The following is a 25,885-nucleotide window of genomic DNA, read 5'->3' as shown; positions in this document are numbered from 1 at the left end:
AAAGAAAAAGGGCGATGCCTCCCTTGCTTTTTCTTTCGTCAAATATCCCCCGCGGAGCGTCCTGCAGGGGCAATAGTCTCGGGTGTCAGTCTTTGCCGCGGTAGGGCTCAACATATTGCAACGCCATATCCCACGGGAAGAAGATCCATGTGTCTTGGCTGACGCCTGTGATGAAGGTATCGGCCTGTTTTTCGCCTTCGGGCTTTGCATATACGCAGGCAAAGTGGGCGTTGGGGTATAGCGAGCGCACCAGTTCGAGTGTTTTACCGCTGTCCACGAGATCATCCACCACGAGGATGCCTGTGCCGTCGCCCATGAGGCCAGTTTCGGGCGCTTTGAGCACTTCGGCCTCGCGGCGCTGGTCGGCTGCGCCGCCGCCTGAGTGATAGGATTTGACCGAGATTGTATCGACCGTGCGAATGTCAAGCTCGCGTGCGACGATCATGGCGGGGGCCATGCCGCCACGGGTGACAGCGACAACGGCGCGCCATTGGCCGGCATCAGGGCCTTTGCCATCCAGTCGCCACGCAAGCGCGCGGCTGTCGCGGTGAATTTGGTCCCAGGAGATGTGAAAGCCTTTTTCGTGGGGCAGGCGGTCTGTCATGGCGGCGATTCCTTTGTGGATTATTTTGAAAAGATGAGGCGCAGCGCGAGAGCGCCGAGAATGAGGGCTGCAAAGCGATCAAACAAGGGTTTGAGGCGCAGATATCCTGCGCGCGCGGCTGATGTGGAAAGCGCAATGGCAAAGAGGGTGTAGACGGTCCACTCGATGAGCAAGTGATTAAGCGCAATACTGGCTTTTGCAGCGAGGCTCATATCTTGAGGAAAAATGACCAAGAGCACGGCAGAGGCAAATATGACAGACTTCGGATTGCCCATATTGACTGCAAAGCCTGTAAAAAAGGCGCGTCGCAGCTTTGGCGCATCGGAGGAAGAAGGCGGCAGAGGCTTTGCCGCGTCTTTCCACATACCGTAAGCTATATAAAGCAGGTAGAGCGCGCCGCCTGTTTTGAGCAGCGTATAAGCCCATGGGAAGAGTTTAAACACACCCTCAAGTCCCAATAGGGCTAGGCCTGTCCAGAGAGCGGCCATTGTGCCAAGACCAAGGCCTGTGACGATCCCCGCCATGCGGCCCGAGGAGAGCGTCGTTTTGAGCGCGAGGAGCAGGGCTGGGCCAGGGCTGGCCATAGAGGCCAGCAGCGTCAGGTTGAACGCAATGATGTGGCCCAGCTCCATGGCTTAGTCTTTGCGGCCTGTTACAACGTCGATGTCAGGCGCATCGACGGCTTTCATACCGACGACGTGATAGCCCGCATCAACGTGAAGGTTTTCACCTGTCACGCCTGAGCCGAGGTCAGAGAGCAGGTAGAGCGCGGATTTGCCGACATCGTTGATTGTCACGTTGCGGCGCAGCGGCGAATTCAACTCGTTCCACTTGAGAATATAGCGGAAGTCACCAATGCCAGAGGCGGCCAATGTCTTGATCGGTCCAGCGGAGATCGCGTTGACGCGGATGCCGTCTTTGCCGAGATCTTCGGCGAGATATTTGACCGAGGCTTCCAGCGCCGCTTTGGCAACGCCCATCACGTTATAATGCGGCATCACCTGCTCGGCACCGTAATATGTCAGGGTGAGGGCAGAGCCACCCTCAGACATCATCTTTTCGGCGCGCTGCATGATGGCTGTGAAGGAATAAACCGAAATGTCCATTGTCATGGTGAAGTTGTCGCGGCTGGTTTCGACATACCGCCCGCGCAGCTCGTTTTTGTCAGAAAAGCCGATGGCGTGGACCACGAAGTCGAGCTGGCCCCATTCGGCCTTGAGCGTCTCAAAGAGCGCGTCCATGGAGGCTTCGTCGGCCACATCACAGGGAACGACGAGGGACGAGCCCAGTTGCGCCGCCAAAGGGGTGACCCGTTTGAGCAGGGCCTCGCCTTGATAGGAGAAAGCCAACTCGGCGCCGGCCTCGGCGCAGGCCTTTGCGATCCCCCAAGCGATCGACTTGTCGTTTGCGAGGCCCATAATAAGCCCGCGTTTCCCTGCCAAAAGCTGATTAGACATTCATATCTCCGCCCTGATGAATATTTGTTAATGAGTTATTGACGTCTTTAGGCGATTGCCTAGGGTGCTTCAAGTCTCAGGACTTGAAAGACAAAGGAAATACCATGGCAGATAGAACAGGACACTTCGCTGGCGAGGATCCCTTTGCTATTGCGCAGCGCTGGCTTGATGAAGCGCAAGGCTCTGAAGTGAACGACCCGAATGCGATTGCGCTTTCGACTGTAGATCAGGACGGATTGCCCAATGCGCGCATGGTTTTGCTCAAAGAGATCGAGGCGGATGCTTTTGTGTTTTATACCAACTATGGCTCGGCCAAAGCCCAAGAACTCGAAGGCGCCGGCAAGGGCGCTTTTGTCATGCATTGGAAGTCTTTGCGCCGCCAAGTGCGGGTGCGCGGGCTGATCAGCAAAGTCGAAGGCCCGCAAGCGGATGAGTATTATAAGTCGCGTTCTCTCAAGAGCCGTTTGGGGGCTTGGGCTTCGGATCAGTCTCAGCCATTGAGCTCGCGTGCGAGCCTGATGGCCAAGGTGGCAAAGATAACGGCGGAAAAAGGACCGAATCCTGAGCGGCCTCCGTTTTGGGGGGGCTATCGTATCACCCCGCTTGAAATCGAGTTTTGGGCAGATGGGGCTTTTCGGTTACATGACCGTTTTCGCTGGCGTCGGGCGACTGTTGCGTGTGATTGGGAGATTTTACGTTTGAATCCCTAGTTTAAGCACAATGTGACGCTGGTTGGCGTCAGATTTATGCGTGTTATTTCACATTATTTTTCAAAAAATCCGAATTTTTCTGTTGAATTAATCAACTGTTTACCTGCATTAAACGTATGGGGACGGAGTGAAACGGACAGGAAAGTAAATTTTGATTGTGGAAGACGTAATGTTAGTTCGCGGCAGCGTGAAGTGGTTTGATCCTGTAAAGGGGTTTGGCTTCGTGGTTGCTGATACAGGCGGACCAGATATCTTGTTGCACGCCAATGTGTTGCGGAACTTTGGGCAGAATTCGATCGCTGATGGCGCGCGGATTGCTTTGAGTGCGCAGATCACCGAGCGCGGTGTGCAGGCGACAGAAGTGCTTGAAATCGAACCGCCAGAAAACACGGGTGAGCCTGCTTTGGCTGACTTTGAGGATATTGACCCTGCGATCATCGCAGCGGCCACACTCGAAGCGGCGCGTGTCAAATGGTTTGATAAAAGCAAGGGGTTTGGATTTGCAAATGTCTACGGCAAGGACGATGATGTGTTTGTACATATCGAAGTGCTCCGCCGCTCAGGCTTTGCCGACCTTCAGCCGGGCGAGGCGGTTGCGATCAAAGTGATTGATGGCAAACGTGGGCGCATGGCAACGGAGGTTTGCTCTTGGGAAAGCGCGATCTAGACTTAAAGGTTCGCATGAACTTTATGGGGGCGGCTATGATGGCCGCTCTTTTCGTTTTTCTGCCGTTCGGGGCCAGGCCTGTGTCAGCACAGTGTCAGGATGACTTGGTCGCGTTGCGCGGGCCTTGGGGCGCAACCCAGTTTCAGGTTGAAATTGCAGATACCGCCCAAGAGCGTGCCAAGGGGCTGATGCACCGCGCGCAGCTGCCAAGGGGCGCGGGAATGTTATTTGTCTTTAAGAGGCCCGCGCAGCTTGCCTTTTGGATGCGCAACACACTGATTGAGCTTGATTTGCTGTTTGTGGACGCAACGGGCCGTGTCAGTCACATTCATCATCGCGCGCAACCCCTTGATGAAACGCTTATTTCCAGCAATGGCAAGGCGCTGGCCGTGTTGGAAATCAACGGTGGGTTGGCAGCGCTCTATGGTTTGGATGTGGGCAGCGAACTGCGCCATGCTTCTTTTGATCAGGATCTTGCCGCCTGGCCTTGTGCCGAGTGATCTGAGCGCATGACAGGCCAAGAGGCGGCACAAAAAAGCGCCCCAGCGTGGAGCTGGAGCGCTTTTTCACCGGTCTTGCAAGTTTAGCCGCGGCGGCGTCCGCCTGTGCGACCTGCGCGGCCACGGCCTTCTTGGCCTGCTTTGGGGGCAACACGGTTGAAGCTGATCCAAGCTGAGCCACCGTCATCATTGTTGGTCAGGAAGTTGGCGGCACGGATGGCCTCCATTTCCTTGCCTGCACGGGGCTTTGTTGAGCCAAGGCCAAAGAGCTGGCAGAAGGTTTCATCGTCCATATCAGCTGGCAGAACGAGACCAGAAGCCTCAACTTCGGCGCGCTTTTCGGCGATTTTGGTGGGGCCAACGGGGATTGCCACAGGGTTCATGATCGCTGAGGTCATGCCCGCAGTGATCGCCATGGGCAGGAAGGCGTTGTTGATGCCGTGGCGGTTTGGCAGGCCAAATGAGATATTGGACGCACCACAGGTTGTGTTTACGCCGAGCTCTTCGCGCAAGCGGCGCACGAGCGTGAAAACCTGAAGGCCTGCTGTTCCCATTGCGCCGATTGGCATCACGAGCGGGTCGACCACTATGTCATGCGCAGGGATGCCAAAGTCGGCTGCGCGCTCGACGATCTTTTTGGCGACGGCAAAGCGCACGTCAGGGTCTTCGGAGATTCCTGTGTCATCATTTGAGATGGCGACAACGGGCACGTTATACTTCTTAACGAGTGGAAGCACCTGCTCAAGGCGCTCTTCTTCGCCTGTGACCGAGTTCAGAAGCGGGCGGCCTTCAGCGGCGGCAAGGCCAGCCTCAAGCGCACCGGGCACCGAGCTGTCGATGCAGAGCGGTGAGTCGGTGACTTCCTGCACTTTTTCAATCAGCTCGCGCATTAGCGTCGGCTCAACGAAGTTGTTGTCCGCATAGCGGGGGTCTTCGGCCATTTTGCCCGAGAAGACGGCGCCCGAGTTGATATCAAGAATGGTCGCGCCAGCCGCCACTTGGGCGATGGCGTCGGCCTGAACGCGGGTGAAGTCTCCACGCTCCAGCTCTTCGTTAAGGATTTTGCGCCCCGTCGGGTTGATGCGCTCTCCGATCACGGTGAAGGGCTGGTCAAAGCCGATGATCGCGGTTTTGGTTTTGGATTCGACGATAGTTCTGGTCATTGATCGCGCTTTCTTATGCTTGGTTTGCCACGGCATTTACAGGAACGCCGGAAGCGCCGCCGTTGTCCGTTGCCCATGTGGCGTTGGTTTTGATGCCGCCGAGCGGGAAGAAGTGAACCTGCTCGATGTTGAAGTCGGGGTTGGCCGCTTTGTGGGCGGCTAGCTCTGCGAGAACCTCTGTTGGCTCATAAGGCAGAAGCAGTTTGGTCACATCCATTGCGCGCTTCTGGAGCACTTTGAGGGAGGGGCCGACGCCACAGGCGATGGCAAATTTGATCAGCGTCTGGAGCTTCGCTGGACCCGCGATCCCGATATGGACGGGGATGTCGACGCCTGCGGCTTTGAGGCCATTGGCCCATTCAATGATCGGGCCAGCTTCGAAGGCGAACTGTGTGGCGAGGGCCATTTTGGCGTCGGTGCGCTCGGAGAACTTCTGTTTCCACTGGAGGGCGTCCTCGACGTTTTTGTGGCTTCCGTCTTTGTCGATGTCTTTGTTGCCTTCAGGGTGGCCTGCGACGTGAAGGCGTTTAAAGCCAGCTTTGTCAAAGAGACCGCTCTCAAGGAGCTGCATTGAAGAATGGAAGGCACCATGCGGTTTGTCGACGCCGCCCGCGAGCAGGAGAGCCTGATTGACGTTGGCTTCGCCCTGATACATGGCGATCCAGTTGGCGAGCATGGCTTCGTCGTGAATAATACGGGCGGGGAAGTGCGGCATGACATCAAAGCCTTCGGCATTGATGCGCGCTGCTGTCTCGACCATTTCTTCAATCGGCGTGCCCTCGATATGGGCGATGTAGACACGTGTGCCTTTGGGGAGGATGTCGCGAAAATCCTCAACTTTGGAGGCGGTGCGCGGCATCACCTCAATAGAGTAACCCTGAAGAAAGGCCTCCATCTGGGCAGGGTTGGCCGTGGCCGTGGCTGTGTCAGCCGTTTTTTTGCGAAAATTGAGCAGTGCCATTATGGCCTCCCTGATGTTCATGAGCGCTTAGGCCCAGCCTTCGTTTGCGATCAGCGCTTTGATGCGCTCTTTGTCGTATTCTGCGTCGATGCGCGCGGCTTCCGCCGCGGCGATCTCGTCTGGCTCGCCTTCGACTGTGAAGGGCTCAGCCTTGCGCCATTCGGCCATGTAGGCGTCACTGTCTTCTGCGCCGATCTTCATGGCGGCGCGGTCGATTGCCTGCTCAAACCGTTCAGGCAAGGGCGCTTTGGAGCCACGACGGCCTTTGCCAACGATGACTTGAGCCGGAATGTCGCGCCAATAAACAATTGTAACGTCGGGCATGGATGATTCCCTTTCCTCTTTGATGATCAGGTCTAAAGGACGCGAGCCGCGCCGCAGCGCTCGTTTTCGACTTCGCGGCGCATTTGAGCGACCTTGCGCAGATTTCACGACAAAAATGAACAGGGCCGCCGCTTTGGCCGCCTTGAAAAATCTTCATGGTCTTAATGAGGATGTGTTGGCGCAGTGCGGTTCAAAAATGGGAGCTCTATGATCTTCGATATCCCTTGCAGAAGTTTGGTGCGCAGCATAGTTTGAAAGCAACACGAAATGGAGGGCGTTACAATGACGCCCAAGCGTCCCAAAGGTGCGGGCGCTCCCTATAAAACGGTTGAGAGCCCCGCGCCGAAACCGCCTGAACCAGGGCCGCTCTATGCGGCGCTGGATCTGGGCACGAACAGTTGCCGTATGTTGATTGCCCGACCGTCGGGCAGTCAGTTTCATGTGGTTGATAGCTATTCTAAGTCTGTGCAGCTTGGCCTTGGCCTTGAGGGCACCGGCAAGCTTTCGCGCAGCTCTATGCAGCGCACGATACAGGCGTTGAAGACCTGTCAGCAGAAGTTGAAGCGTCACAAAGTGCGCAAAATGCGGCTTGTGGCGACAGAAGCCTGTCGGCGCGCTCAGAATTCGGCCGAGTTTCTGGCCAAGATCAAGCGCGAGACGGGGCTTGTTCTGGATATCATCCCTGCCGAGGAAGAGGCGCGGCTGGCGGTTATTTCCTGTGCGCCTTTGGTGAGCCCCAAAACAGAGCAGCTTTTGGTTGTTGATATCGGCGGCGGCTCCACCGAGCTTGTTTGGATCGATTTGTCCGAGGTGCCCAAGAAACATCGGGCCAAGGCGATTATGAGGATGCATCGCGGCTTTAGCCACCAAGAAGGCAATGAGCCGATGGCAAAGGTGGTCGACTGGATTTCTGTACCTTTGGGTGTTGCGACGTTGAAAGACCAGTTTGACGATGTCGAAGATGATGCGGCGCGGTTTGCTCTTATGAGCTGGTATTTTGAGGAAAATCTTGCTGATTTTACGCCTTATCAAGGGGTTCAGCAACGCGAGCGGTTTCAGATTGTCGGCACGTCGGGCACAGTCACGACTGTGGCGGCAAGTCATTTGGGGCTCAAGCGCTATGACCGCACGAAAGTAGACGGGCTGCGCATGAGCTCTGAAGAGATTGATAAGGTGATCCGCGATTATCTGGCTCTTGGGCCTGAGGGGCGCAGGCTTGATCCACGGATCGGGCAGGACCGTCAGGCACTGATTATGTCGGGGAGTGCTATTTTACAGGCATTGCTACGCTGTTGGCCGACGGATCGCCTGAGCGTGGCAGACCGTGGTCTGCGCGAGGGGTTGCTCTATGCGCAGATGAGTGCGGATGGCGTCTTGGAGGACGGCCTGTTTTAGGCTAGAGCGAGATCATGGCAAAAAAACCAGATGGAAAAAACACTTCGGGGCGCGGGCAACGCGAACTGAAAGTCAAGGTCAAGACAGCGCGCGGGCGGCGAAGCTCTTCTACGCGCTGGCTTCAGCGACAGCTCAACGACCCCTATGTTAAGCGCGCGCAGGCCGAGGGCTATCGCGGGCGCGCTGCGTTCAAGATCATGGAGCTGGATGACAAGTTTGGCTTTCTGGTGCCCGGGGCGCGGGTCGTTGACCTTGGCTGTGCGCCAGGGGGCTGGCTGCAAGTGGCTGTGCCACGGGTAAATGCGCTTGGCGAAAAAGCAGGGCCTGTTGGCACGCTTCTTGGCGTTGACTTGCAAGTTGTCGAGCCGATTGTGGGCTGTGAGATTCACCAGCTTGATTTTATGGATGACGGGGCGGATGATCAGGTCAAGGAATGGCTTGGGGGCAAGGCTGATGTTGTCATGTCCGATATGGCGGCCTCCAGCTCAGGGCATAAGCAAACCGACCACCTCCGTATTATCTCGCTCTGTGAAGCGGCGGCTTATTTTGCCTTTGATGTTCTTGAAGAGGGCGGAACCTTTGTGGCCAAAGTCTTGGCTGGGGGCGCTGAGGGCGAGCTGCAGAAACTTTTGAAGCAAAAGTTCACCAAAGTTGTCAACGTGAAGCCGCCAAGCTCGCGCTCTGACAGCTCTGAGAAATTTGTGATTGCGACGGGCTTTAGAGGATAGTGCTCTGAGGGGGCCGCAAAGTTTTGTGGGCGAGGACAATAAGCCTCTGGGCGTCTGACGTGTCACAAGATTTTTGTTGTGATTTCGGGCGTGCAGCCAACGCCAGATTTTGCTGACGGATCAGCTCAAACAGGCGGGCGTGTCGTGGCAGGCTAGAAGCGCGTTTCAAAGGCGAAGTCCTCACAGCTATAGCCCCACACCCAAGCCGATAAGGCTTAACGTGATGCTAAAATGTGGCGAAAACGGACCGTTTCGTGAGCATTATTGGGATAATTGATCAGGATGGGATGCTTCGTCAGTTTTTCTACTGGTTTTCTTTTGGTGTGAGGGCGTTCATAACAAAAGGGCGAGGTGAGCAATATGTCAGGCGAGATCAGGGATATCTTCATAATTGGCGGTGGGGTGAACGGCTGTGGTATTGCCCGTGATGCGGCGGGGCGCGGGCTCTCTGTGACGCTTGTGGAACAAAATGATCTGGCCTCGGGCACATCCTCGGCCTCGACCAAGCTTTTTCATGGCGGGTTGCGCTATCTGGAGTATTTTGAGTTTCGCCTTGTGAGAGAGGCTCTGAAGGAGCGCGAAGTCTTGCTTGGTATGATGCCTCATATCAGTTGGCCAATGCGTTTTGTGTTGCCGCTCAATAAAGAGATGCGGTTTGACGCAGAGACGCCCGCGTCAAGGCTATTGGCGCGGTTTATGCCATGGATGAAGGGGCGGCGGCCCGACTGGATGATCCGTCTGGGGCTGTTTCTGTATGACCACATGGGCGGTCGTAATGCTTTGCCAGCCACAAAAGCGTTGAGCCTTGTCGGGCGGCCTGAAGGCGCGGCGCTTGAGGCGGGTTTTGAGCGCGCATTTGAGTATTCTGATGTCTGGGTGGATGATGCGCGGCTTGTTTGCCTGAACGCGCGGGATGCTGCGGAGCGGGGCGCGCGAATCCTGACGCGCACGACGTTTGTTGCGGCAGAGCGTGTGGACGGGCTGTGGCGCGTGACTGTCGCGCAGGATGGTGTCCAAAGCCATCATCTTGCGCGCGCATTGGTCAATGCTGCGGGGCCATGGGTTGCGCAGGCTTTGGGCCATGTCAGCACAGCGATGCGCGGGCAAATCAGACTGGTGCGCGGATCTCACATCGTTGTGCCCAAGCTCTATGACCACGACAAATGCTATTTTCTACAAGGTGCGGACGGGCGGATCTGCTTTCTTATTCCGTATGAGGACGATTTCACCTTGATTGGCACCACAGATGCCGAGCACGGCGCCGCCGACGAAACGCCAGAGGCTAGTGAGGCGGAACAGTCTTATTTGATTGCATTTGTGAACGGGTATTTGCGCAAAAATATTACGGTGTCTGATGTCGTTTGGTCTTATTCGGGTGTGCGGCCTTTGCAAGACGATGGACAAACCAGCGCCTCGGCTGCGACGCGCGATTATGAGCTGCGGTTTGAAGCACAAGAGGCTGCGCTTTTGACGGTTTTTGGCGGGAAAATCACCACGTATCGCAAGCTGGCAGAAGCTGCTGTGGATAGGCTTGCGCCCGAAAGTCGCCCTTGGACAAAAGGGGCTGCGCTTGCGGGCGGGGGGTTTGAATTTGGCGTTAAGCCTGAATTGGAAGCGCGGGTGGCGGCAACATATCCGTTTCTTGAGGCGCGCACTGTTGCGCGGTTGGTGCGCAGTTATGGGCTTGATGTTTTTGATATGTTTGGCAAGTGTCAGGCGCTTGACGAGTTGGGCGCGGGGCTGAGCACGGTTGAAGTGGATTGGTTGGTTGCACATGAGTTTGCCCAGAGTGCTGAAGATATTCTGTGGCGGCGCAGCAAGCTGGGATTGCATATGAGCGCTGAGGGTGTTGCGGGGCTTGAGGCCTATCTTGCGAGATCAGGCCCTGTTGAGGGGGCGGAGTATGAGCTATATTTTGGCGATTGATCAGGGCACGACCAGTTCGCGCGTGATTGTTTTTGATGCAGAGATGCGCCCCTGTGGCAGTGCCCAAGAGGAATTTGCACAGCATTTCTCACAGTCTGGCTGGGTTGAACACGCACCAGAAGATTTGTGGCAAACGGTTTTGCGCTCATGTGAGGGCGCGCTTGATGCGGCGGGGATTTCGGCCGAGGCTCTTTTGGGCATCGGGATTACCAACCAGCGCGAAACCACGCTCCTTTGGGACCGTGCAACAGGAAAGCCGATATATAACGCGATTGTCTGGCAGGACAGGCGCACAAGCGGGTTCTGCGCTGCGCTAAAAGAAGCAGGGCATGAGGCCCTTATTGGCGCCAAGACGGGGCTTTTGCTTGATCCTTACTTTAGTGCCAGCAAGCTGGCGTGGCTTTTGGAGAATGTGGAGGGGGCGCGCGCACAGGCCGAGGCGGGAGAGCTGGCGTTCGGCACGGTGGATAGCTGGCTTGTGTGGAAGCTGACAGGGGGGCGCGTCCATGCAACAGATGCGACGAACGCCTCCCGCAGTTTGCTCTATGACATTCATGCAGGCGCATGGAGCGAAGAAATTTGCGCTTTGCTAGATATTCCGATGAGCCTTTTGCCCGAGGTGAAGGACTGTGCGGGCTGGTTTGGAGAGGCTGATCTTTTTGGCACAGCTGTGCCGATCATGGGGGTTGCAGGCGATCAGCAGGCGGCCATGATCGGGCAGGGCTGTTTTGAGCCTGGAATGATGAAAGCGACTTATGGCACTGGCTGTTTTGCGCTTTTGAATACGGGAGCCGAGGCTGTTACGTCTGACCATAAGCTGTTGACCACGATCGCCTACCAGCTTGAGGGCAAGGTCACTTATGCGCTTGAAGGGTCGATCTTTGTAGCGGGTGCTGTGGTCCAATGGCTGCGCGACGGGCTGGGTATTATCGGTTCGGCGGGAAACACGCAGGCTTTGGCCGAGGCGGCGGACCCCGCGCAAGACGTTGTTATTGTTCCAGCGTTTACGGGACTTGGCGCGCCGTATTGGTCCCCTGATTGTCGCGGTGCTGCGTTTGGGCTGACGCGTGCGACGGGGCCAGAAGAAATGGCGCGGGCCGCTTTGGAGTCGGTTGGCTATCAAACGCGGGATTTGCTTGGGGCCATGCGGGCGGATTGGGGCGCAAATGCTGAGGCGGCTCTGAAAGTAGATGGTGGGATGTGCGCTTCGGACTGGACCATGCAGTTTTTGGCTGACATCACTAACGCGCAGGTGGATCGGCCTGTGGTGCTTGAAACAACGGCACTTGGCGCAGCATGGCTCGCGGGGCATGCGGTCGGGCTTTATCCCGATCAGAAGGGTTTTGCGCAGATGTGGCAGCTGGACCGCAGCTTTCAGCCCCAGATGCGTGCAAAGACCCGCACTGCGAAATATGCGCGGTGGCAACGCGCCGTGGCGGCCGCGCAGTCAGTTTAACGTTTAAAGGACGCTGTGTAGCTTTGTGCAAAGGCGCGGTAGCCTTGGCTTGTTGTGCCGATATATGGGGCCATAATAGAATTGAGGCGCGGCAGTAAGTAAAACGGCACTTGCGGGTGGCTGTGATGCTCGGCGTGATATGGCATATTCCATGCGAGAAAGTTCACGAGCTTGCCCGTATAGGTCGTGCGGCTGTTTTCGAGCATATTTTCAACATTCGGGCAGCGGCCATGCTCGGCAAGAAGGTAAAGCCGCAGCACAGGGAACCCCAAGGCAAGTGGCGCGAGCCAGACCCAAAACAACAGCGGCGAGACAAAGACAGAGAAAGCGACAGCCAGCGCATAGCACGCCAGAAGCACACGCGCCTCTTGTTTGAGCATGGTGTGAGCCCGCTTTGGCAGGTAAGGGGCCTCGGCCTTGCCGCCTGCGTGCATCAGCAAGAGCACGACCTTGTCCCGCCAATAGGAGAGGCTGGAGAGGTGGTAGAAAAAGCTCGGCCAATTGTCTGGCTTGGGCAGACCCGCCAACTCCGGATCTTGCGCGGGATCTTGGGTGTGTTTGTGGTGGGCGAGGTGAAAGTAACGAAACCAAGTGAAGGGCTGGGCAATCAGGAGCGCAATGAGATGACCGATGGTTTCATTGAGGCGCTCGGTGGCAAAGGGCGTTTTATGCGTTGCTTCATGCTGAAGCGTGAAAAGAAACGCGAGCGCTATGCCTTGGGGCAGAAGCAATAGCCCCCAGAATGGGACTTTGAAGGCTATGAGCGCTCCGAGTGTCATAATAAGGCCGAGGTGCCCTGCAAGATGCCTCAGACCTGCCGCATCAGAGCGGCGGGTGAGGATCGCCTTTTCATCAGCGTTTAAAGTTTGAAGAAAGGACTTATGATCCATTTGGCGTGTCCAATCCAAGTGGGTTAGGGCGTTCAAGAAGCGTTTTGGTGCAGCGGTTTTCATCGCTTGCAACCCATTTCAGGAGGACATGATGACGGCCAACCTGCGCCTCGAGACGCGCGTTGGGCGCATCAGTGGAGTTGGCCAAAACCGTGGCGCGACTGTTCACACTGTCTTTTTGCAGGGCGTTTGCTGGCATTGGCTATTCCTTTTGACCCGAGAGAGAAGGTCTTGCACTAAAACCTAAAGAGGCGAGGGGGTCGGAGCAAGACGTCTAAGCGTCTAATCGCCTTGTTGGCGATCAAGTGCGGCTTTGCCATTGAACCAGAAGGGCATTGGTCTAGGTTAAGGGCATATGATGGTCTGAAGGGTGAGCAATGGCAGGTATATTATGTAAGAAGCGATCTCAAGGGATGGTCATAGCACTTTATGCTATCGTTTTGTGTGTGACGCTTTTTGGAGCAACCTCTGGTAAAGCTGAGGCCAGCGATGCGCGCTTGGATGCTTTTCTTACGGTGACAGGATTTGACGTTGCTTTGGAAAGCATACGGCTCGGAGCGACAAATGCTCCGCAGATCCTTGGTTTGGAAGCGCAAGACTTTGGCTTGCAGTGGACGGCTCTTGCCGATCAGGTGTTTGAGCCAAAGGCCATTCGTCAAGATGCCAAGACACTCTTGGCGCAAGCCTTAAGTGATGAGATGCTGGTCCACGCGGCAGCGTTTTATGCGTCTGATTTGGGGATGCGGTTGGTTGCGGTGGAAAACGCGGCGCATTCGGCAGAAGACAGCGCCGTGGATCGCGCGCGCGGTGAGGCGCTGGTGGCCACGATGGTTGCTGATGGCTCTGTGCGGCTTGAGTTTCTCAAGCGGATGAATCACGCCATAGATCCGCAAAATATCGGGACGCAAGCGGCACAAGACGTGCAAATCCGCTTTTTGCTTGCGGCGTCGGATGCGGGGGTGATCAACCGGATCGACGAGGCTACCCTGCGCAGCTTGATGGAAGAGCAGGCGGCCGAGATGTCTGTTGAAATCGAGGCCGCCGCGCTTGCCAGTGCGGCGCGGATATATGAGGGCTTCAGTGATTCCGAGGTTGAGGCTTATGCCGAAGCGCTTGAAGATCCGATTATGCAGCAGGTCTATGAGCTGATGAATGGGGTGCAATATGCGCTGATGGCGGACCGTTATGAAAAACTTGCATTGCGGATGGCCGAGTTAAGCCCGGGCGAAGAGCTTTGAGGCGAGTTGGCGCAGCGCCTTTATCGGTTTGGGCGCTTACGGCACAGGTGACACAGGCGGCGCCTGTGGATGATCTGCTTGAGACACTTGGCTCTGACGCTTTGATTGATGTGCTGCGCGAAGAGTTTCTGGACTATGGCGAGACTGTCGGTGACGCGATGCTGCCTGACGGTAGCGGCGCGGCGTGGCGCGATATTTTTGAGCGTCTTTACGTCCCTACCTTGATGCAGGTTCGCCTGCGCTCGGCCATGGAGAAGAGTTTTGGCAAGGCTGATATTGCCGCGTTGATGACGTTTTATCAGTCCGAACGTGGCCAAAGGATTGTTGAGGCCGAGCTGGCGGGGCGCAGATACTTACTGCTTGAGGGCGCCCAAAAGACAGCCGAAGCGGCGTGTCTTGAGCCGCCTGAACGGGCCGAAGCTTTGCTCGAATTTGCGCAGGTGAATGATCTCTTGGAGCGCAATGTGGCGGGCACGCTGAATTCGGATCTGGCGTTTTACCGTGGATTGATTGCGGGCGGCGTTTTTGAGATGGACGAGGGGGATGTGCTGGCCGAGGTTCAGGCGCGGGTGCCTGAAATCCGGGTTGCGCTTGAAGCCTGGATATCGGCGTATCTCTGTGCCGCTCTTGGCGATTTGCATGAGGCGGATCTTGCGGCCTATACGGCGTTTTCCAAGACAGATGAGGGCATAGCCCTCAATGCTGCAATTTTTGAGGGCTACGGGGCGCTCAGCGAAGATCTGAGTTATGCGATTGGTTTAGGGGTTTCTGTTCAAATGTTTGGGGAAGACCTCTAGCGCAGCCAGAACTGGCAAAAAGCCGAAGAATATGGCGATTTTCTTTGCCAAACGCGCTTGACTTGGGGCCTTCTATTCACGATAAGCGCGCATCTGGAGGGGGAAGCCGCTCTGGATTTATTATTAATGACGTTCCCAAGAGGAACGCGCTGTTCGAGGCGGCGGGGCGCAATTCCCTGCTAAAACACTGCAAAAGCAGGGGCCACAGAATGCGGATGATGAAAAGGAAAGACCTATGTTCGCGGTCCTGAAAACAGGCGGCAAGCAATATAAAGTTCAATCGGGCGATGTGCTCCGTGTTGAAAGACTTGCAGCCGATGCTGGTGAAACAATCCAGTTCAACGAAATTCTGATGCTTGGTGGTGATGCACCTGTTGTTGGTGCTCCTATGGTCGACGGCGCAGCCGTTCAGGCCGAAGTGATCGACCAGATCAAAGGCAAGAAGGTGATTAACTTCGTTAAGCGCCGTCGTAAGCACTCCTCCAAGCGGACTGTTGGTCACCGTCAAAAGCTCACGCTTCTGCGTATCACTGACATTCTTGCAAGCGGTGGTGACAAAACCGGCGTGAAAGCCGCAATTGGCACAGGGTCCGTTTCTGGCTTTACAGCCAAAACAGCCGACGCGAAGAAGCCAGCCGCCAAGAAAGCAGCTGCACCAAAAGCCGCCGCAGCCCCAGTCGCTGCGGGCGACGATCTGACACAAATCACAGGTGTGGGCCCAGCCGCCGCGAAGAAGCTCGTTGCAGCCGGCATCACCACTTTTGCAGACCTCGCAAAAGTAGACGTAGACAGCTTTGACGCAGTGAAAGTGAAGCCCGAGTGGGTTGCACAAGCCGCTGATCTGTCCAAGTAAGCGCAGTAGGAGAGAAACGATATGGCACATAAAAAAGCTGGCGGTTCATCCCGTAACGGTCGCGACTCAGCGGGTCGCCGCCTTGGCGTTAAAAAATACGGTGGCGAAGTTGTCATCGGTGGTAACATCATCGTGCGTCAGCGCGGCACAAAGTTTTGGCCGGGCGCAGGCGTTGGCATGGGCAAAGATCACACGATCTTCGCCACAGCTAATGGCAACGTGAAGTTCCACAAAGGTCTCAAAGGCCGCACCTTTATTTCGGTTCTCCCAGTGGCGGAGGCCGCTGAGTAACCGGACCTTAAGGTTTTAAGACAAACAAGGGATCGGTGAAGAACCGGTCCCTTTTTCGTATTTTGGAGCTCAAGAATGAGCGTTTCTGTGGCAGCATTTATCGTCTTTGGGGCGTCTCAGGTGGGCACACCTGGGCCGGCCAATATGGCGCTTATGGCGACAGGCGCACGCTTTGGCTTTCGCGCGGCGCTGCCTTTTGTGGCGGGCGTTGCGCTTGGCAAGCAGCTCATTATCTGGCCTGTCGGATTTGGGCTTATGGAACTTGCCAGAACGGCGCCTTGGATTTTTGAGGTGCTCAAGTGGGCCAGTGTGGCTTATATCTGTTGGCTGGCGTGGAACGTCGCAAATATGCGGCTAAGTGCAAGTGCCTCCGTGGGAGCTGCGCCTGGGTTTTTGGCGGGGCTTTGGGTGCATCCTCTCAATCCGAAGGCCTGGGCCATGATCACCACCGGCTTCACAAGTTTTACGGCCCCGGGCACGCCAAGCTTTGAGGCGACACTCACTATCGCTCTGTGTCTACTGGGCTTGCAGCTCATTCTGCATCCTATGTGGGTTTATGCAGGTGACAGGATTGCCGCGCTTCTGGCAGGGAGGCCAGAAGAAAAATACCTTATGTGGAGCCTTGCAGCTTTGACTGTGGCTTCTGTTTTGCTTGTTTTGTTTTAAAGGGGAGAGCACATGATACACATTAGAAGTGCTGCGCAAGATATTATTAATAAAGATGGCTTTTCATTGAGGCCACTTATGGCTTCGGATCAGGCGATGATTGATCTCTATGCTGGTGACGAACGCGTGGCGCGCAATACAAGCCGCATTGCGCATCCTTTGCCGCCTGGTCATACGGAGGCGTTTATCAAACGCGCCCAAAGTGTAGACCGGCTTGAGGACATCTGGGCGATTGATGCCAGCAAAGACGGTGGCCCCAGTTTGACAGGGATCATCAGCCTGTCACGGATGGACCGGAACCAATCAGAGATCGGCTATTGGGTCGCGCCTGCGTTTTGGAACACGGGGATCGCTTCGGGCGCTGTTGAAGCTTTGATAGAGGCCAACCCGCAAGGTTGCGAGACGATCTTTGCGAGTGTTTTTCAAGACAACCCAGCATCAGCGCGTGTACTGACAAACCAAGGGTTTGAGTATATTGGCGATGCGGAGACTTTTTGTGTTGCGCGCAACAGCAATGTGGCGACATGGACATACATCTGCAAACTCAGTTGAGCCGCCCCACAACGGGCGTTAAGGAGACGATATGAAATTTCTTGATCTTGCAAAGGTCTATATTCGCTCCGGTTCGGGCGGCGGCGGCTGTATCAGCTTCCGACGTGAGAAGTTTATTGAATATGGCGGGCCTGACGGCGGCGACGGCGGTCGCGGTGGTGATGTCTGGGTAGAAGTCGTGGACGGGCTGAACACGCTTATCGACTTTCGCTATCAGCAGCACTTTTTTGCCAACAATGGCCAATCGGGCATGGGCAGCCAGCGCACAGGCAAGGATGGTGATGATATCATCTTGCGGGTGCCTGTGGGCACGGAAATCCTTGAAGAAGACGGCGAGACCGTGATTGCCGACCTGACAGAACTCGGCCAGCGCTTGCGCATTGCCAAGGGCGGCAACGGCGGATTTGGGAACCTGCATTTCAAATCCTCAACCAATCAGGCCCCCCGCCGTGCGAACTCGGGCCAAGAGGGGGTTGAGCGCACAATCTGGTTGCGTCTCAAGCTGATCGCGGATGCAGGTCTGCTCGGACTTCCGAACGCGGGCAAGAGCACGTTTCTGGCCGCAACCTCCAACGCGCGCCCCAAGATTGCCGATTATCCGTTTACAACTCTCCACCCCAACCTTGGCGTTGTCGGTGTTGATGGTGCCGAGTTTGTGATTGCCGATATTCCGGGCCTGATTGAGGGGGCGCATGAAGGTGTGGGACTTGGCGTGCGTTTTCTGGGCCATGTCGAGCGCTGTGCTGTGCTGTTGCACTTGATTGACGGCACCTCTGGCGACCCTGTTGGCGATTATAAGACGATTATTGGAGAGCTGGAGGCCTACGGCGGCGAGCTGGCAACCAAGCCGCGTGTCACTGTGCTTAACAAGATTGATGCGCTGGATGCGGAGGAACGCGACTTTCTCAAAGAAGAGGTTGAGGCGGCGACTGGGGCGAAGCTGATGCTGATGTCAGGCGTCACAGGCGAAGGCGTAACCGACGTGTTGCGCGCCCTTCGGGCTAAGATTGCCGAAATGCGGGCCGCGGAGGCAGCGCTTGGCATGGAGGAAGCGCCATGGCAGCCCTAAGCACGGCACGGCGCGTTGTTGTCAAAATCGGCTCGGCCCTGCTGGTTGATCCTGCGGCTGGCGGGTTGAAAGCGGATTGGCTTGGGAGCCTTGCCGAGGATGTTGCGCGGATGAAGGCACGGGGGCAGGATGTTGTGCTCGTGTCCTCTGGTTCTATCGCTTTGGGGCGCGGCGTGCTTGGTTTGCCACCTGTAGAGCTCGCGCTGGAGCAGTCACAGGCCGCGGCGGCTGTGGGCCAGATCCGACTTGCGCGTGCCTATGAGCAAGTCTTGCAGCCGCACGGAATAATCACAGGTCAAGTGCTTGTGACTTTGGAAGACAGTGCCGACAGACGCCGCTATCTCAACTCACGGGCCACGCTTGAGCAGCTTTTGAGCCTTGGGGTTGTGCCGATTGTGAACGAGAACGACACCGTTGCGACCGACGAAATCCGCTATGGTGATAACGACCGTTTGGCAGCGCAGGTCGCTGTGACGGTTGGTGCTGATCTCTTGGTGCTTCTGAGCGATATCGACGGGCTATATACGGCAAGCCCTGCGCTTGACCCGACCGCAACGCGGTTTGATCGTGTTGAAAAGATCACGCCAGACATCGAGGCGATGGCCGGAGATGCGGGAACAGGCCTCAGCAAGGGCGGCATGAAGACCAAGCTCATGGCGGCCAAAACCGCGACAGGCGCAGGATGTGAAATGATTATTGGGCTTGGCTCGACTTTTCAGCCGCTGATGTCGATTGAAGAGGGGGCGGCGCATACGCTTTTCGCTGCCGAAGGCGATCCTCAGGCTGCGCGCAAACGCTGGATAGCGTCGATGAAACCACAAGGCCGGATCCTGCTTGATGCGGGTGCGGCGAAAGCGTTGGCACAAGGCAAGAGCTTATTGCCTGCGGGTGTCACCGATGTGAGCGGGAGCTTTGGGCGCGGGGAGCCTGTAGAGATTTGCGACGCGAACGGGGCTGTGCTTGGGCACGGTCTAGCCCGCTACACAGGCGAGGAAGCCCGCGCAATCAAAGGCCATAAGAGCGACGAGATTGAAGCTATTCTGGGCTATATCGGGCGTGCAGCGCTGATACACAGAGACGATATGGCGCTGACCATTTGAAAGGGCACGATCCGATGACTGAGATTGCTATGATGATGCAGACGATGGGGGAAAAGGCGCGCGCTGCTGCGGCGGAGCTGGCCTTTGCCTCCTCTGATCAGAAACGGGACGCGCTTTTGGCTGCTGCCGATGCGGTTTGGGCGCGGCGTGAAGAGATCATAGCGGCCAATGCGCAAGACATGGCCTATGGCTCTGAAAAGGGCTTGAGCCCTGCAATGATGGACCGCTTGATGCTGGATGAGGCGCGGGTCGGGAGTATTGTAACGGGGCTAAAAGCAGTGGCCGAGCAAGCTGACCCTGTTGGTGAGGTGCTGGAAGACTGGGACCGCCCGACGGGACTTCATATTCGCCGTGTGCGCACGCCTTTGGGCGTGATTGGCGTGATTTATGAGAGCCGCCCCAATGTCACGGCAGATGCTGGCGCGCTTTGTCTCAAGGCGGGCAATGCCGTGATTTTGCGCGGTGGGTCGGAAGGGTTTCACTCTTCAAGTGCTTTGCATGGCTGTCTTGTTGAGGGATTGAAGTCGTCGGGACTACCTGAGGCGAGTATCCAGCTTGTGCCCACGCGCGAGCGCGCGGCGGTGAGCGAGATGCTGACCATGACCGATTATATTGATGTGATTGTCCCGCGCGGCGGTAAGGGGCTTGTGGGGCTTGTGCAGCGTGAGGCGCGCGTGCCTGTTTTTGCCCATCTTGAGGGGATCGTGCACATTTATGTGGATAAGAACGCCGACCCTGTGAAAGCGCTCAATGTGATTTTGAACGCCAAAACGCGGCGCACTGGGATTTGCGGCGCTGCGGAGTGCTTGCTGATCCATGAAGATGTGATGAACACGATTGGCCAAGGTGTTATCAAAGCGCTGCTCGACGCTGGTGTCGAGGTGCGCGGTGATGAGGTGATTTCTGCTATCGAGGGTGTTTCAGCGGCCACGTCGGCAGACTGGGGCTGTGAATACCTTGATATGATCATTGCAGCCAAGACCGTCGGAAGCCTTGATGAGGCGATCGCCCACATCCGCGCATTTGGCTCAAGCCATACTGATTGCATCCTGACCGAAGATGACGCCGCTGCGGCGCGGTTCTTTCAGCGGCTTGATAGTGCGATCCTGATGCGCAACGCCTCAACCCAGTTTGCGGATGGTGGCGAGTTTGGCATGGGCGCCGAGATCGGCATTGCCACAGGCAAAATGCACGCACGCGGGCCAGTCGGCGCGGCACAACTGACAAGCTTTAAGTATCTGGTTGAGGGCAACGGCACAGTGCGCGCCTGATCACAGCTCAAAACGTGATCTGTATGGCTGTGTCACTCACCTGATAGGTTGGACGGCGGGCCAGAGCGCTTGTGCACTCGGGGAGCATGGCAAATTGGACTTCGGCCGGCTTTAATGTTTCAGGGGCGATACCGCTTGTGAGGGTGGCCCAAAGCGCATCATCTGTTCTGATCATGGCAGCCTCGGCGGACATTGTCCAAACGCCCTCGAACTTTGTCACACGTAGTTGGCCGCCTGTGGGCAAGGCCGTTGCAAGACAAAGCAGCGCAAGAAAAGCGGCCTGAACTTCGGGGCGGGGACAGTCATCTTGGGTGTCCCAGTCACAGTGAAAGCGGGTGTCTTTGTAATAATCGTCGAGAATCTTACTGATTTCCGAGCGGCCCAGCTTTTGCTCGGAAGAGGACAGCCCCAGCGCGACCCGATAAAACTTAATTCGGGCATTCGCGCCTGCGACGGAGTCAGAGATGAGATCTAATTCTGGTGTGTTATCACCACCAGAGAGGGCCATAAGCTCCATCCCGTTGGCAATGGCACCCACGGGGCTGATCAGATCGTGACAGATCCTTGAGGCGATCAGTTTTGCCAAGGAGAGCGGGTCTTGTGCCATATGGTGTCCTTCCTGTAGTGTCGCAATATGATCGACTTGAACGCCATCCTGACACCCGGAATGCGGGTGCGCCACCCGCAAATGCCCGACTGGGGCATTGGTCAGGTGCAGTCCAACACTGGCGGCAAAACCACTGTGAACTTTCCTGAAGCAGGTAAAGTTGTGATAGACGGAACGCGCGTCGAACTGGTCTGGGTCTTTGATGACGAATAGAAGTTACTGAACAGTTAACAGATCATCTAAAACTGTCACTTCTTGCGTCTGAGAATATCACACCCTAAATAGCGCAGGACCTGCCAGCGCAAATGAGAGCCTATGAGCGAGCCGCAATTTTCAGTCAGACTGGCCCAAACGGATGCCGATATCTTGGGGGCACAGCGATTGCGCTATCGCGTTTTTGTTGAAGAGCTTGGCAGTGACGGGGCATTGGTTGATCATGTTCATCGTTTTGAGCGAGACGGGTTTGATGTGCACAGCCAGCATTTGATACTGGTGGATGACGCGCGCGATGCAAGTGCGCCTGATCATGTGGTCGGGGCCTATCGCCTTCTCGATGAGACGGGGGCCGACGCTGCAGGTCAGTTTTACTCGGAAAACGAATATGACCTGAGTAAACTGAAAACCTCAGGCCGCAGGCTCTTGGAATTGGGGCGGTCTTGCCTTGATGCCGATTATCGCGGGGGTAGCGCTATGTTTCATCTCTGGAACGCGCTCGCAGAGTTTGTCCAAGAGCGCGAGATTGAAATTCTGTTTGGCGTCGCAAGCTTTCATGGCACGGATGCCACCAAGCTGCGCTTGCCGCTTTCTTTGCTCCATTATAGATATTGTGCACCCGAAGCATTGCGTGTGCGGGCTTTGGAGGCGGGCTATCAGCCAATGGGTTTGATGCAAGAAGAAGAGATCGACCGCCGTGGTGCCATGATGGAAATGCCGGCCTTGATCAAGGCTTACCTGCGCCTCGGAGGGGCTGTGGGCGAGGGCGCGTTTACGGACCGCGCGTTTAACACAACAGATGTTTGCCTGATCATGGATACGGCGGCCATGCCGTCGCGCCGCCGCTCTCTTTATCAGGGGCGCAAATGACCTGGACCTCTGACCGCCCAGCCGAAGAGGCGCCTATAAGCCTGTTAGGGTGGCTGCGCGTGGCCGTTCGGGGCCTGTGTCTGGCTGCGTTGGTTTTTGGAGGGTTATTTGTCTTGCTTGCTTTGCGTCTCGCCGAGCGCCCGCTGTTTGGACTTAGGCGACCTTGGACGCCTTATATCACCCAGTTTGTATGCCGCGGCGCATTCTACATTTTGGGAATCAAGCATGAAACCGAAGGCGCTCAGATGACCACAGCTGGAGCCATTGTAGCCAATCACAGCAGTTGGCTTGATATCTTCGCACTCAATGCGCGCAAGAGGGTCTATTTTGTCTCAAAATCCGAAGTTGCAAGCTGGCCCGGGATCGGCTGGTTGGCGCGAGCAACGGGAACAGTTTTCATTCGGCGCGATCCGAGGGATGCCAAAATCCAGCAAGATATTTTTGAGGCCCGCCTTTTGGTGGGGCATAAGCTTTTGTTCTTTCCAGAAGGCACATCGACAGACGGGCTACGTCTTTTGCCCTTCAAGCCAACTTTGTTTCAGGCCTTTTTTGCCGATCCTTTGCGCGAGCGTCTTGCTGTGCAGCCAGTGACAGTTGTTTATGAGGCCCCCAAGGGCGAGGAGGATCGATTTTATGGCTGGTGGGGCGACATGGCCTTTGGCCCACATCTTTTGAAAACGCTTTCTGCGCCGCGTGGCGGCGAGGTTAGGATTAAATACCACAGGCCGCTAGCAGTGGCCGACTTTCAGGATCGTAAGGCGCTCGCCAAAGCCGCAGAAGTGGCCGTTCGGGATGGGTTGCCCAAAGAAAAGCTGACTGCGGGCAAAGCTTATGACAAGGCCCTCGGGCCTTTGAGTTAGGTTTCCCTCATGGCCGCATAAAGCTGTTTCAACGCTTTTACAGGGTCTTCCTGAGACCAGAGTTCACTTCCCAACCCAAAGAAATCGGTCACGGAGGCAAATTTTGCGATCAGCTCTGCATCAAGCCCGCCTTCGGCAACCACGGGCACTTCTATCACCTGTGACCACCACTCAAAGAGATCAAATTCTGCCTGTGTGCCATCGCCCAGCGCTGTATCGCCGATTGGGCCAAAGCTGACGTAATCAGCACTCGCTTCGCCGGCTGCCATGCCATCGTGGCGCGAGCCTGAGCAGAAACTTCCGACGATTGCGTCTTGGCCAAGGGCTTTGCGGGCCTTTGCCACCGAGCGGCTGCCATCAGTGAGGTGCACCCCGTCAAGGCCGAGCCGTTCCACAAGTAGAATATGGCGCTCGATCACCAAGGCAACATCGCGTGCCATGGTGACTTCGCGCAAGGCATCCGCCGCGCGACAGAGTGTATCTTCGTCGTGGCTCGCCAAGGCAAGGCGCACACAAGCGATTTCGCGGGTGTCGAGCACGGCGGCAAGCTGCGTTGGAAAGCTGCTTAGCTCAAAATCAGGCGGGGTGATCAAATAGATCTGTGGCGTATCGTCTTGTGCCATATTGGACTCCTGAATTGGCGTTTGCTCTTCTAGCGTGATTTTTTGCCTTGTCCAAGAGGCTTTAGGCCTTGGCGATTGGTGTCTTGGCGCGGGGCGTGCTTTCTTCTAGAACGGCGTCAACTGAGAAAGGAAACCTCTCTATGCCCACAGAAGGCCCACAGCCTCTTTTTGTTCTTGTTCGCCCACAAATGGGAGAAAACATTGGTGCGGCGGCGCGGGCCATGTGGAACTTTGGGCTGGATCGTATGCGCGTTGTTGCCCCACGCGACGGCTGGCCGAACGAGAAAGCAGTTGTGATGGCCTCAGGCGCGGGCCGTTTGCTTGACGAGGCCCAAGTCACTGGAACTTTGGCTGAGGCGCTTGAGGACACGACTTACGTTTTTGCGACAACGGCGCGCATTCGGGGCTTAACGAAGCCTGTGATGAGCCCCGAGCGCGCTATGGCTTTGGCTGCTGAAAAGATCGCGGCTGGAGAAAAAGTCGCTGTGCTCTTCGGGCCGGAGCGGGCGGGGCTTGAAAACGACGATGTGGCGCGTGCGAACGCGCTGATCACCGTGCCTGTGAATCCAGAGTTTCCCTCACTCAACTTGGCGCAATGTGTGTTGCTCTCCGCCTATGAGTGGCGCCGTGCACAAGGTGAGATCAGCCATGAGCGGATGGAAATTGCGCGCAGCGGTGACCCTGCGACAGGCGGCGATATTGAGGCTTGGGCTGGGCATCTGGAAGAGCGTCTTGAGGAACGTGGTTTTTTCTTTCCACCCGAAAAGGCCGCGAATATGAAAACAAATTTACGCAATCTTTGGAGCCGTATGCCGCTCACGCGGGCGGATGTGCAAATGTTGCATGGCGCACTGCGTCAACTTATCAGGGGCAAAGACGACTGACGGCGCTTGCAGCTCACCAAGGCGCACCCTAGTTTAACTCAAGCGACAGGATGTGAGGAAAGACATGGCCGAGAAACGCGCGATATTTGAGGATGTGAGCGGAGAAAAGGGTTCAGGACCTGCAACTCCCAAAGGTGGAATTATCGACAAAGGGCAGGGCGGTGAGCGTCTTGCGATCCGAGCTTGGATCATCCTTTTGGGTATTCTGGTCTTTGCGATGATTGTTGTCGGTGGTCTGACGCGTCTCACGGACTCTGGCCTCTCGATTACAGAGTGGCGCCCGCTGACGGGGGCTATCCCGCCTCTCAATGAAGCGGACTGGCTTTCTGAGTTTGAGAAATACAAAATGATTCCCGAGTTCCAGTTGCAAAACAAGTGGATGGAGCTGCACGATTTTAAAGTGATCTATTGGTGGGAATGGGGCCACCGCCAGCTTGGCCGCGTGGTCGGGCTGGTCTGGGCGATTGGTTTTCTGTGGTTTGCATTGCGTCGTCAAATTCCATCGGGATGGACGTCGCGGCTGTTGCTGCTTGGCGGCCTTGGTGGTTTGCAAGGCGCGATCGGGTGGTGGATGGTGTCCTCTGGGTTGACAGGGTCGATGACCGATGTCGCCAGCTACAGGCTCGCCACCCATCTTGGGCTGGCCTTCGTTATCATAGGGTTTATCACTTGGTATGCACTCTTGCTGTCCCGCCCTGAGAGAGACTTGATGCAAGCCCGCCGTTTGCGTGATGCTAAGCTCTTTTCTCTCGGCACTGGCTGGATGCATTTTACCTTTTTGCAGATCCTACTGGGCGCTCTCGTGGCGGGTATTGATGCGGGCCGCTCTTATACCGATTGGCCCCTGATGGGCGGGCAATTCATCCCGCCCAATCCTCTGATGATCGAACCCGTCTGGCGGAACTTTTTCGAAAATCCCGGACTTGTACAATTTATTCACCGTATGGCTGGGTATCTGCTTCTCGGGTTCACAATCATGATCTTTTTTAAGGCCCGTAAGTCTGCAAATAGCAAAACAAAATCTGCATTCTCCAGCGCGGTTTATGTGCTGTTCTTCCAGATTGTTCTGGGCGTTTATACAGTCGTTACGGCCGCGCCATGGGAAATTGCAATCTTGCACCAAGCTACGGCCGCGCTGCTTTGGGTTTTGATCATTCGCGCACGCTTCATGGCGCAATACCCGCGCGCATCCTCCATCCGAGAAGGTTAG

General features: G+C 56.2%; 31 protein-coding genes. 21 read left to right on the top strand and 10 right to left on the bottom strand.

Going from position 1 to position 25,885, the window contains the following annotated elements; all coding sequences use genetic code 11:
• Positions 1-85: 85 nt before the first annotated feature.
• Genes gpt through fabI form a run of 3 tightly spaced genes read right to left on the bottom strand, consistent with a single transcriptional unit; the run spans position 86 to position 2,061 of the window.
• The gene (gene gpt, locus ACTF58_RS00700) at positions 86-604 is read right to left on the bottom strand and encodes a xanthine phosphoribosyltransferase (protein ID WP_438990037.1); all 519 of its coding nucleotides are present in this window, start codon (positions 602-604) and stop codon (positions 86-88) included.
• A gap of 20 nt (positions 605-624) precedes the next feature.
• Positions 625-1,236 (bottom strand): LysE family translocator, encoded by a 612-nt coding sequence (locus tag ACTF58_RS00695; RefSeq protein ID WP_438990036.1) that lies wholly within the window; start codon positions 1,234-1,236, stop codon positions 625-627.
• Positions 1,237-1,239: 3 nt separating this feature from the next.
• Entirely contained in the window at positions 1,240-2,061 is an 822-nt protein-coding gene (gene fabI, locus ACTF58_RS00690) for an enoyl-ACP reductase FabI (protein WP_438990035.1), read from the bottom strand.
• Positions 2,062-2,165: 104 nt separating this feature from the next.
• On the opposite strand from fabI, the gene pdxH reads away from it, so the two are divergent.
• From pdxH to ACTF58_RS00675, 3 genes are all read left to right on the top strand, one after another.
• On the top strand, positions 2,166-2,771 hold the full coding sequence (pdxH, locus tag ACTF58_RS00685) for a pyridoxamine 5'-phosphate oxidase (protein WP_438990034.1): 606 nt from the start codon (positions 2,166-2,168) through the stop codon (positions 2,769-2,771).
• A 169-nt stretch (positions 2,772-2,940) separates the two neighbouring features.
• Positions 2,941-3,438 (top strand): cold-shock protein, encoded by a 498-nt coding sequence (locus ACTF58_RS00680; protein WP_438990033.1) that lies wholly within the window; start codon positions 2,941-2,943, stop codon positions 3,436-3,438.
• A gap of 35 nt (positions 3,439-3,473) precedes the next feature.
• Positions 3,474-3,938, top strand: coding sequence for a DUF192 domain-containing protein (locus tag ACTF58_RS00675; protein WP_438990032.1), 465 nt, complete (start codon positions 3,474-3,476; stop codon positions 3,936-3,938).
• 83 nt (positions 3,939-4,021) lie between these two features.
• Here the strand turns inward: ACTF58_RS00675 and ACTF58_RS00670 are convergent, their stop codons facing one another.
• From ACTF58_RS00670 to ACTF58_RS00660, 3 genes are read right to left on the bottom strand one after another with little or no spacing between them, the layout of a single operon-like run.
• Positions 4,022-5,101, bottom strand: coding sequence for a dihydropteroate synthase (locus ACTF58_RS00670; protein ID WP_438990031.1), 1,080 nt, complete (start codon positions 5,099-5,101; stop codon positions 4,022-4,024).
• Between the two features lie 13 nt (positions 5,102-5,114).
• A complete protein-coding gene (locus ACTF58_RS00665; protein WP_438990030.1) occupies positions 5,115-6,062 on the bottom strand; it encodes a methylenetetrahydrofolate reductase in 948 nt (315 codons plus the stop codon).
• A 27-nt stretch (positions 6,063-6,089) separates the two neighbouring features.
• The gene (locus ACTF58_RS00660) at positions 6,090-6,386 is read right to left on the bottom strand and encodes a virulence factor (protein WP_438990029.1); all 297 of its coding nucleotides are present in this window, start codon (positions 6,384-6,386) and stop codon (positions 6,090-6,092) included.
• Between the two features lie 282 nt (positions 6,387-6,668).
• Here ACTF58_RS00660 and ACTF58_RS00655 point away from each other — a divergent pair, with 282 nt between their 5' ends.
• From ACTF58_RS00655 to glpK, 4 genes are all read left to right on the top strand, one after another.
• The gene (locus ACTF58_RS00655; RefSeq protein WP_438990131.1) at positions 6,669-7,781 is read left to right on the top strand and encodes a Ppx/GppA phosphatase family protein; all 1,113 of its coding nucleotides are present in this window, start codon (positions 6,669-6,671) and stop codon (positions 7,779-7,781) included.
• A 14-nt stretch (positions 7,782-7,795) separates the two neighbouring features.
• Positions 7,796-8,509, top strand: a complete 714-nt coding sequence (locus tag ACTF58_RS00650; protein WP_438990028.1) for an RlmE family RNA methyltransferase — start codon at positions 7,796-7,798, stop codon at positions 8,507-8,509.
• Positions 8,510-8,869: 360 nt separating this feature from the next.
• The gene (gene glpD / locus ACTF58_RS00645) at positions 8,870-10,435 is read left to right on the top strand and encodes a glycerol-3-phosphate dehydrogenase (protein ID WP_438990027.1); all 1,566 of its coding nucleotides are present in this window, start codon (positions 8,870-8,872) and stop codon (positions 10,433-10,435) included.
• Positions 10,413-11,891 carry a glycerol kinase GlpK gene (gene glpK / locus ACTF58_RS00640; RefSeq protein ID WP_438990026.1) on the top strand — a complete coding sequence of 493 codons (1,479 nt, stop codon included), beginning with the start codon at positions 10,413-10,415 and terminating at the stop codon, positions 11,889-11,891. The genes glpD and glpK overlap by 23 nt, the downstream gene beginning before the upstream one ends.
• Here the strand turns inward: glpK and ACTF58_RS00635 are convergent.
• On the bottom strand, positions 11,888-12,781 hold the full coding sequence (locus ACTF58_RS00635) for a fatty acid desaturase (RefSeq protein WP_438990025.1): 894 nt from the start codon (positions 12,779-12,781) through the stop codon (positions 11,888-11,890). The two genes, glpK and ACTF58_RS00635, sit on opposite strands and share 4 nt — an antisense overlap.
• Positions 12,771-12,980, bottom strand: a complete 210-nt coding sequence (locus tag ACTF58_RS00630) for a hypothetical protein (RefSeq protein ID WP_438990024.1) — start codon at positions 12,978-12,980, stop codon at positions 12,771-12,773. Before ACTF58_RS00630 ends, ACTF58_RS00635 begins: the two co-directional genes overlap by 11 nt.
• 214 nt (positions 12,981-13,194) lie before the next feature.
• Between ACTF58_RS00630 and ACTF58_RS00625 the strand changes: the two genes are divergently transcribed.
• The 9 genes from ACTF58_RS00625 (at position 13,195) to ACTF58_RS00585 (ending at position 20,618) form a co-directional block, all read left to right on the top strand.
• Complete coding sequence (locus tag ACTF58_RS00625) at positions 13,195-14,019, top strand: DUF2059 domain-containing protein (protein ID WP_438990023.1); 825 nt, start codon at positions 13,195-13,197, stop codon at positions 14,017-14,019.
• A gap of 65 nt (positions 14,020-14,084) precedes the next feature.
• Positions 14,085-14,816 carry a DUF2059 domain-containing protein gene (locus ACTF58_RS00620; RefSeq protein WP_438990022.1) on the top strand — a complete coding sequence of 244 codons (732 nt, stop codon included), beginning with the start codon at positions 14,085-14,087 and terminating at the stop codon, positions 14,814-14,816.
• 235 nt (positions 14,817-15,051) lie between these two features.
• Complete coding sequence (locus tag ACTF58_RS00615; RefSeq protein WP_438990021.1) at positions 15,052-15,669, top strand: 50S ribosomal protein L21; 618 nt, start codon at positions 15,052-15,054, stop codon at positions 15,667-15,669.
• A 21-nt stretch (positions 15,670-15,690) separates the two neighbouring features.
• Complete coding sequence (rpmA, locus tag ACTF58_RS00610) at positions 15,691-15,960, top strand: 50S ribosomal protein L27 (RefSeq protein ID WP_089890909.1); 270 nt, start codon at positions 15,691-15,693, stop codon at positions 15,958-15,960.
• Positions 15,961-16,035: 75 nt separating this feature from the next.
• Positions 16,036-16,626 carry a LysE family translocator gene (locus ACTF58_RS00605; protein ID WP_438990020.1) on the top strand — a complete coding sequence of 197 codons (591 nt, stop codon included), beginning with the start codon at positions 16,036-16,038 and terminating at the stop codon, positions 16,624-16,626.
• Between the two features lie 78 nt (positions 16,627-16,704).
• Positions 16,705-17,178 carry a GNAT family N-acetyltransferase gene (locus ACTF58_RS00600; RefSeq protein WP_438990019.1) on the top strand — a complete coding sequence of 158 codons (474 nt, stop codon included), beginning with the start codon at positions 16,705-16,707 and terminating at the stop codon, positions 17,176-17,178.
• A 31-nt stretch (positions 17,179-17,209) separates the two neighbouring features.
• Entirely contained in the window at positions 17,210-18,247 is a 1,038-nt protein-coding gene (gene obgE / locus ACTF58_RS00595; protein ID WP_438990018.1) for a GTPase ObgE, read from the top strand.
• A complete protein-coding gene (gene proB, locus ACTF58_RS00590; protein WP_438990017.1) occupies positions 18,235-19,347 on the top strand; it encodes a glutamate 5-kinase in 1,113 nt (370 codons plus the stop codon). Before obgE ends, proB begins: the two co-directional genes overlap by 13 nt.
• A 14-nt stretch (positions 19,348-19,361) precedes the next feature.
• Positions 19,362-20,618, top strand: a complete 1,257-nt coding sequence (locus tag ACTF58_RS00585) for a glutamate-5-semialdehyde dehydrogenase (protein ID WP_438990016.1) — start codon at positions 19,362-19,364, stop codon at positions 20,616-20,618.
• A gap of 7 nt (positions 20,619-20,625) precedes the next feature.
• On the opposite strand, the gene ACTF58_RS00580 is transcribed toward ACTF58_RS00585, so the two are convergent.
• Positions 20,626-21,225, bottom strand: a complete 600-nt coding sequence (locus tag ACTF58_RS00580) for a histidine phosphotransferase family protein (protein ID WP_438990015.1) — start codon at positions 21,223-21,225, stop codon at positions 20,626-20,628.
• A gap of 27 nt (positions 21,226-21,252) precedes the next feature.
• On the opposite strand from ACTF58_RS00580, the gene ACTF58_RS00575 reads away from it, so the two are divergent.
• The 3 genes from ACTF58_RS00575 (at position 21,253) to ACTF58_RS00565 (ending at position 23,168) form a co-directional block, all read left to right on the top strand.
• Positions 21,253-21,438 carry a DUF3553 domain-containing protein gene (locus ACTF58_RS00575; protein WP_438990014.1) on the top strand — a complete coding sequence of 62 codons (186 nt, stop codon included), beginning with the start codon at positions 21,253-21,255 and terminating at the stop codon, positions 21,436-21,438.
• A gap of 102 nt (positions 21,439-21,540) precedes the next feature.
• Positions 21,541-22,308 carry a GNAT family N-acetyltransferase gene (locus ACTF58_RS00570; protein WP_438990013.1) on the top strand — a complete coding sequence of 256 codons (768 nt, stop codon included), beginning with the start codon at positions 21,541-21,543 and terminating at the stop codon, positions 22,306-22,308.
• Positions 22,305-23,168: a lysophospholipid acyltransferase family protein gene (locus tag ACTF58_RS00565; RefSeq protein ID WP_438990012.1), complete on the top strand. Its 864-nt coding sequence runs from the start codon at positions 22,305-22,307 to the stop codon at positions 23,166-23,168. Before ACTF58_RS00570 ends, ACTF58_RS00565 begins: the two co-directional genes overlap by 4 nt.
• On the opposite strand, the gene ACTF58_RS00560 is transcribed toward ACTF58_RS00565, so the two are convergent.
• Positions 23,165-23,791: a thiamine phosphate synthase gene (locus ACTF58_RS00560; RefSeq protein WP_438990011.1), complete on the bottom strand. Its 627-nt coding sequence runs from the start codon at positions 23,789-23,791 to the stop codon at positions 23,165-23,167. The genes ACTF58_RS00565 and ACTF58_RS00560 overlap by 4 nt on opposite strands.
• Before the next feature lie 140 nt (positions 23,792-23,931).
• Here ACTF58_RS00560 and ACTF58_RS00555 point away from each other — a divergent pair, with 140 nt between their 5' ends.
• Positions 23,932-24,675, top strand: a complete 744-nt coding sequence (locus tag ACTF58_RS00555; RefSeq protein WP_438990010.1) for an RNA methyltransferase — start codon at positions 23,932-23,934, stop codon at positions 24,673-24,675.
• A gap of 64 nt (positions 24,676-24,739) precedes the next feature.
• A complete protein-coding gene (gene ctaA, locus ACTF58_RS00550; protein ID WP_438990009.1) occupies positions 24,740-25,885 on the top strand; it encodes a heme A synthase in 1,146 nt (381 codons plus the stop codon).

This window comes from Lentibacter sp., assembly GCF_965657785.1.
GTDB lineage: Bacteria > Pseudomonadota > Alphaproteobacteria > Rhodobacterales > Rhodobacteraceae > Lentibacter.
Note: the sequence above shows the minus strand (reverse complement) of the source record. Positions and strands in the feature narration are given on the sequence as shown.

Coding starts and splice junctions, on each gene's coding strand:
- ACTF58_RS00680 (WP_438990033.1), top strand. CDS start 2,941: ATGTTAGTTCGCGGCAGCGTGAAGTGGTTTGATCCTGTAAAGGGGTTT.
- ACTF58_RS00560 (WP_438990011.1), bottom strand. CDS start 23,791: ATGGCACAAGACGATACGCCACAGATCTATTTGATCACCCCGCCTGAT.
- ACTF58_RS00615 (WP_438990021.1), top strand. CDS start 15,052: ATGTTCGCGGTCCTGAAAACAGGCGGCAAGCAATATAAAGTTCAATCG.
- rpmA (WP_089890909.1), top strand. CDS start 15,691: ATGGCACATAAAAAAGCTGGCGGTTCATCCCGTAACGGTCGCGACTCA.
- ACTF58_RS00660 (WP_438990029.1), bottom strand. CDS start 6,386: ATGCCCGACGTTACAATTGTTTATTGGCGCGACATTCCGGCTCAAGTC.
- ACTF58_RS00580 (WP_438990015.1), bottom strand. CDS start 21,225: ATGGCACAAGACCCGCTCTCCTTGGCAAAACTGATCGCCTCAAGGATC.
- ACTF58_RS00665 (WP_438990030.1), bottom strand. CDS start 6,062: ATGGCACTGCTCAATTTTCGCAAAAAAACGGCTGACACAGCCACGGCC.
- ACTF58_RS00585 (WP_438990016.1), top strand. CDS start 19,362: ATGACTGAGATTGCTATGATGATGCAGACGATGGGGGAAAAGGCGCGC.
- ACTF58_RS00655 (WP_438990131.1), top strand. CDS start 6,669: ATGACGCCCAAGCGTCCCAAAGGTGCGGGCGCTCCCTATAAAACGGTT.
- ACTF58_RS00675 (WP_438990032.1), top strand. CDS start 3,474: ATGATGGCCGCTCTTTTCGTTTTTCTGCCGTTCGGGGCCAGGCCTGTG.
- ACTF58_RS00670 (WP_438990031.1), bottom strand. CDS start 5,101: ATGACCAGAACTATCGTCGAATCCAAAACCAAAACCGCGATCATCGGC.
- fabI (WP_438990035.1), bottom strand. CDS start 2,061: ATGTCTAATCAGCTTTTGGCAGGGAAACGCGGGCTTATTATGGGCCTC.
- ACTF58_RS00555 (WP_438990010.1), top strand. CDS start 23,932: ATGCCCACAGAAGGCCCACAGCCTCTTTTTGTTCTTGTTCGCCCACAA.
- glpD (WP_438990027.1), top strand. CDS start 8,870: ATGTCAGGCGAGATCAGGGATATCTTCATAATTGGCGGTGGGGTGAAC.
- gpt (WP_438990037.1), bottom strand. CDS start 604: ATGACAGACCGCCTGCCCCACGAAAAAGGCTTTCACATCTCCTGGGAC.
- ACTF58_RS00570 (WP_438990013.1), top strand. CDS start 21,541: ATGAGCGAGCCGCAATTTTCAGTCAGACTGGCCCAAACGGATGCCGAT.
- obgE (WP_438990018.1), top strand. CDS start 17,210: ATGAAATTTCTTGATCTTGCAAAGGTCTATATTCGCTCCGGTTCGGGC.
- ACTF58_RS00605 (WP_438990020.1), top strand. CDS start 16,036: ATGAGCGTTTCTGTGGCAGCATTTATCGTCTTTGGGGCGTCTCAGGTG.
- glpK (WP_438990026.1), top strand. CDS start 10,413: ATGAGCTATATTTTGGCGATTGATCAGGGCACGACCAGTTCGCGCGTG.
- ACTF58_RS00565 (WP_438990012.1), top strand. CDS start 22,305: ATGACCTGGACCTCTGACCGCCCAGCCGAAGAGGCGCCTATAAGCCTG.
- pdxH (WP_438990034.1), top strand. CDS start 2,166: ATGGCAGATAGAACAGGACACTTCGCTGGCGAGGATCCCTTTGCTATT.
- ACTF58_RS00650 (WP_438990028.1), top strand. CDS start 7,796: ATGGCAAAAAAACCAGATGGAAAAAACACTTCGGGGCGCGGGCAACGC.
- ctaA (WP_438990009.1), top strand. CDS start 24,740: ATGGCCGAGAAACGCGCGATATTTGAGGATGTGAGCGGAGAAAAGGGT.
- proB (WP_438990017.1), top strand. CDS start 18,235: ATGGCAGCCCTAAGCACGGCACGGCGCGTTGTTGTCAAAATCGGCTCG.
- ACTF58_RS00600 (WP_438990019.1), top strand. CDS start 16,705: ATGGCTTCGGATCAGGCGATGATTGATCTCTATGCTGGTGACGAACGC.
- ACTF58_RS00635 (WP_438990025.1), bottom strand. CDS start 12,781: ATGGATCATAAGTCCTTTCTTCAAACTTTAAACGCTGATGAAAAGGCG.
- ACTF58_RS00630 (WP_438990024.1), bottom strand. CDS start 12,980: ATGCCAGCAAACGCCCTGCAAAAAGACAGTGTGAACAGTCGCGCCACG.
- ACTF58_RS00695 (WP_438990036.1), bottom strand. CDS start 1,236: ATGGAGCTGGGCCACATCATTGCGTTCAACCTGACGCTGCTGGCCTCT.
- ACTF58_RS00575 (WP_438990014.1), top strand. CDS start 21,253: ATGATCGACTTGAACGCCATCCTGACACCCGGAATGCGGGTGCGCCAC.
- ACTF58_RS00625 (WP_438990023.1), top strand. CDS start 13,195: ATGGTCATAGCACTTTATGCTATCGTTTTGTGTGTGACGCTTTTTGGA.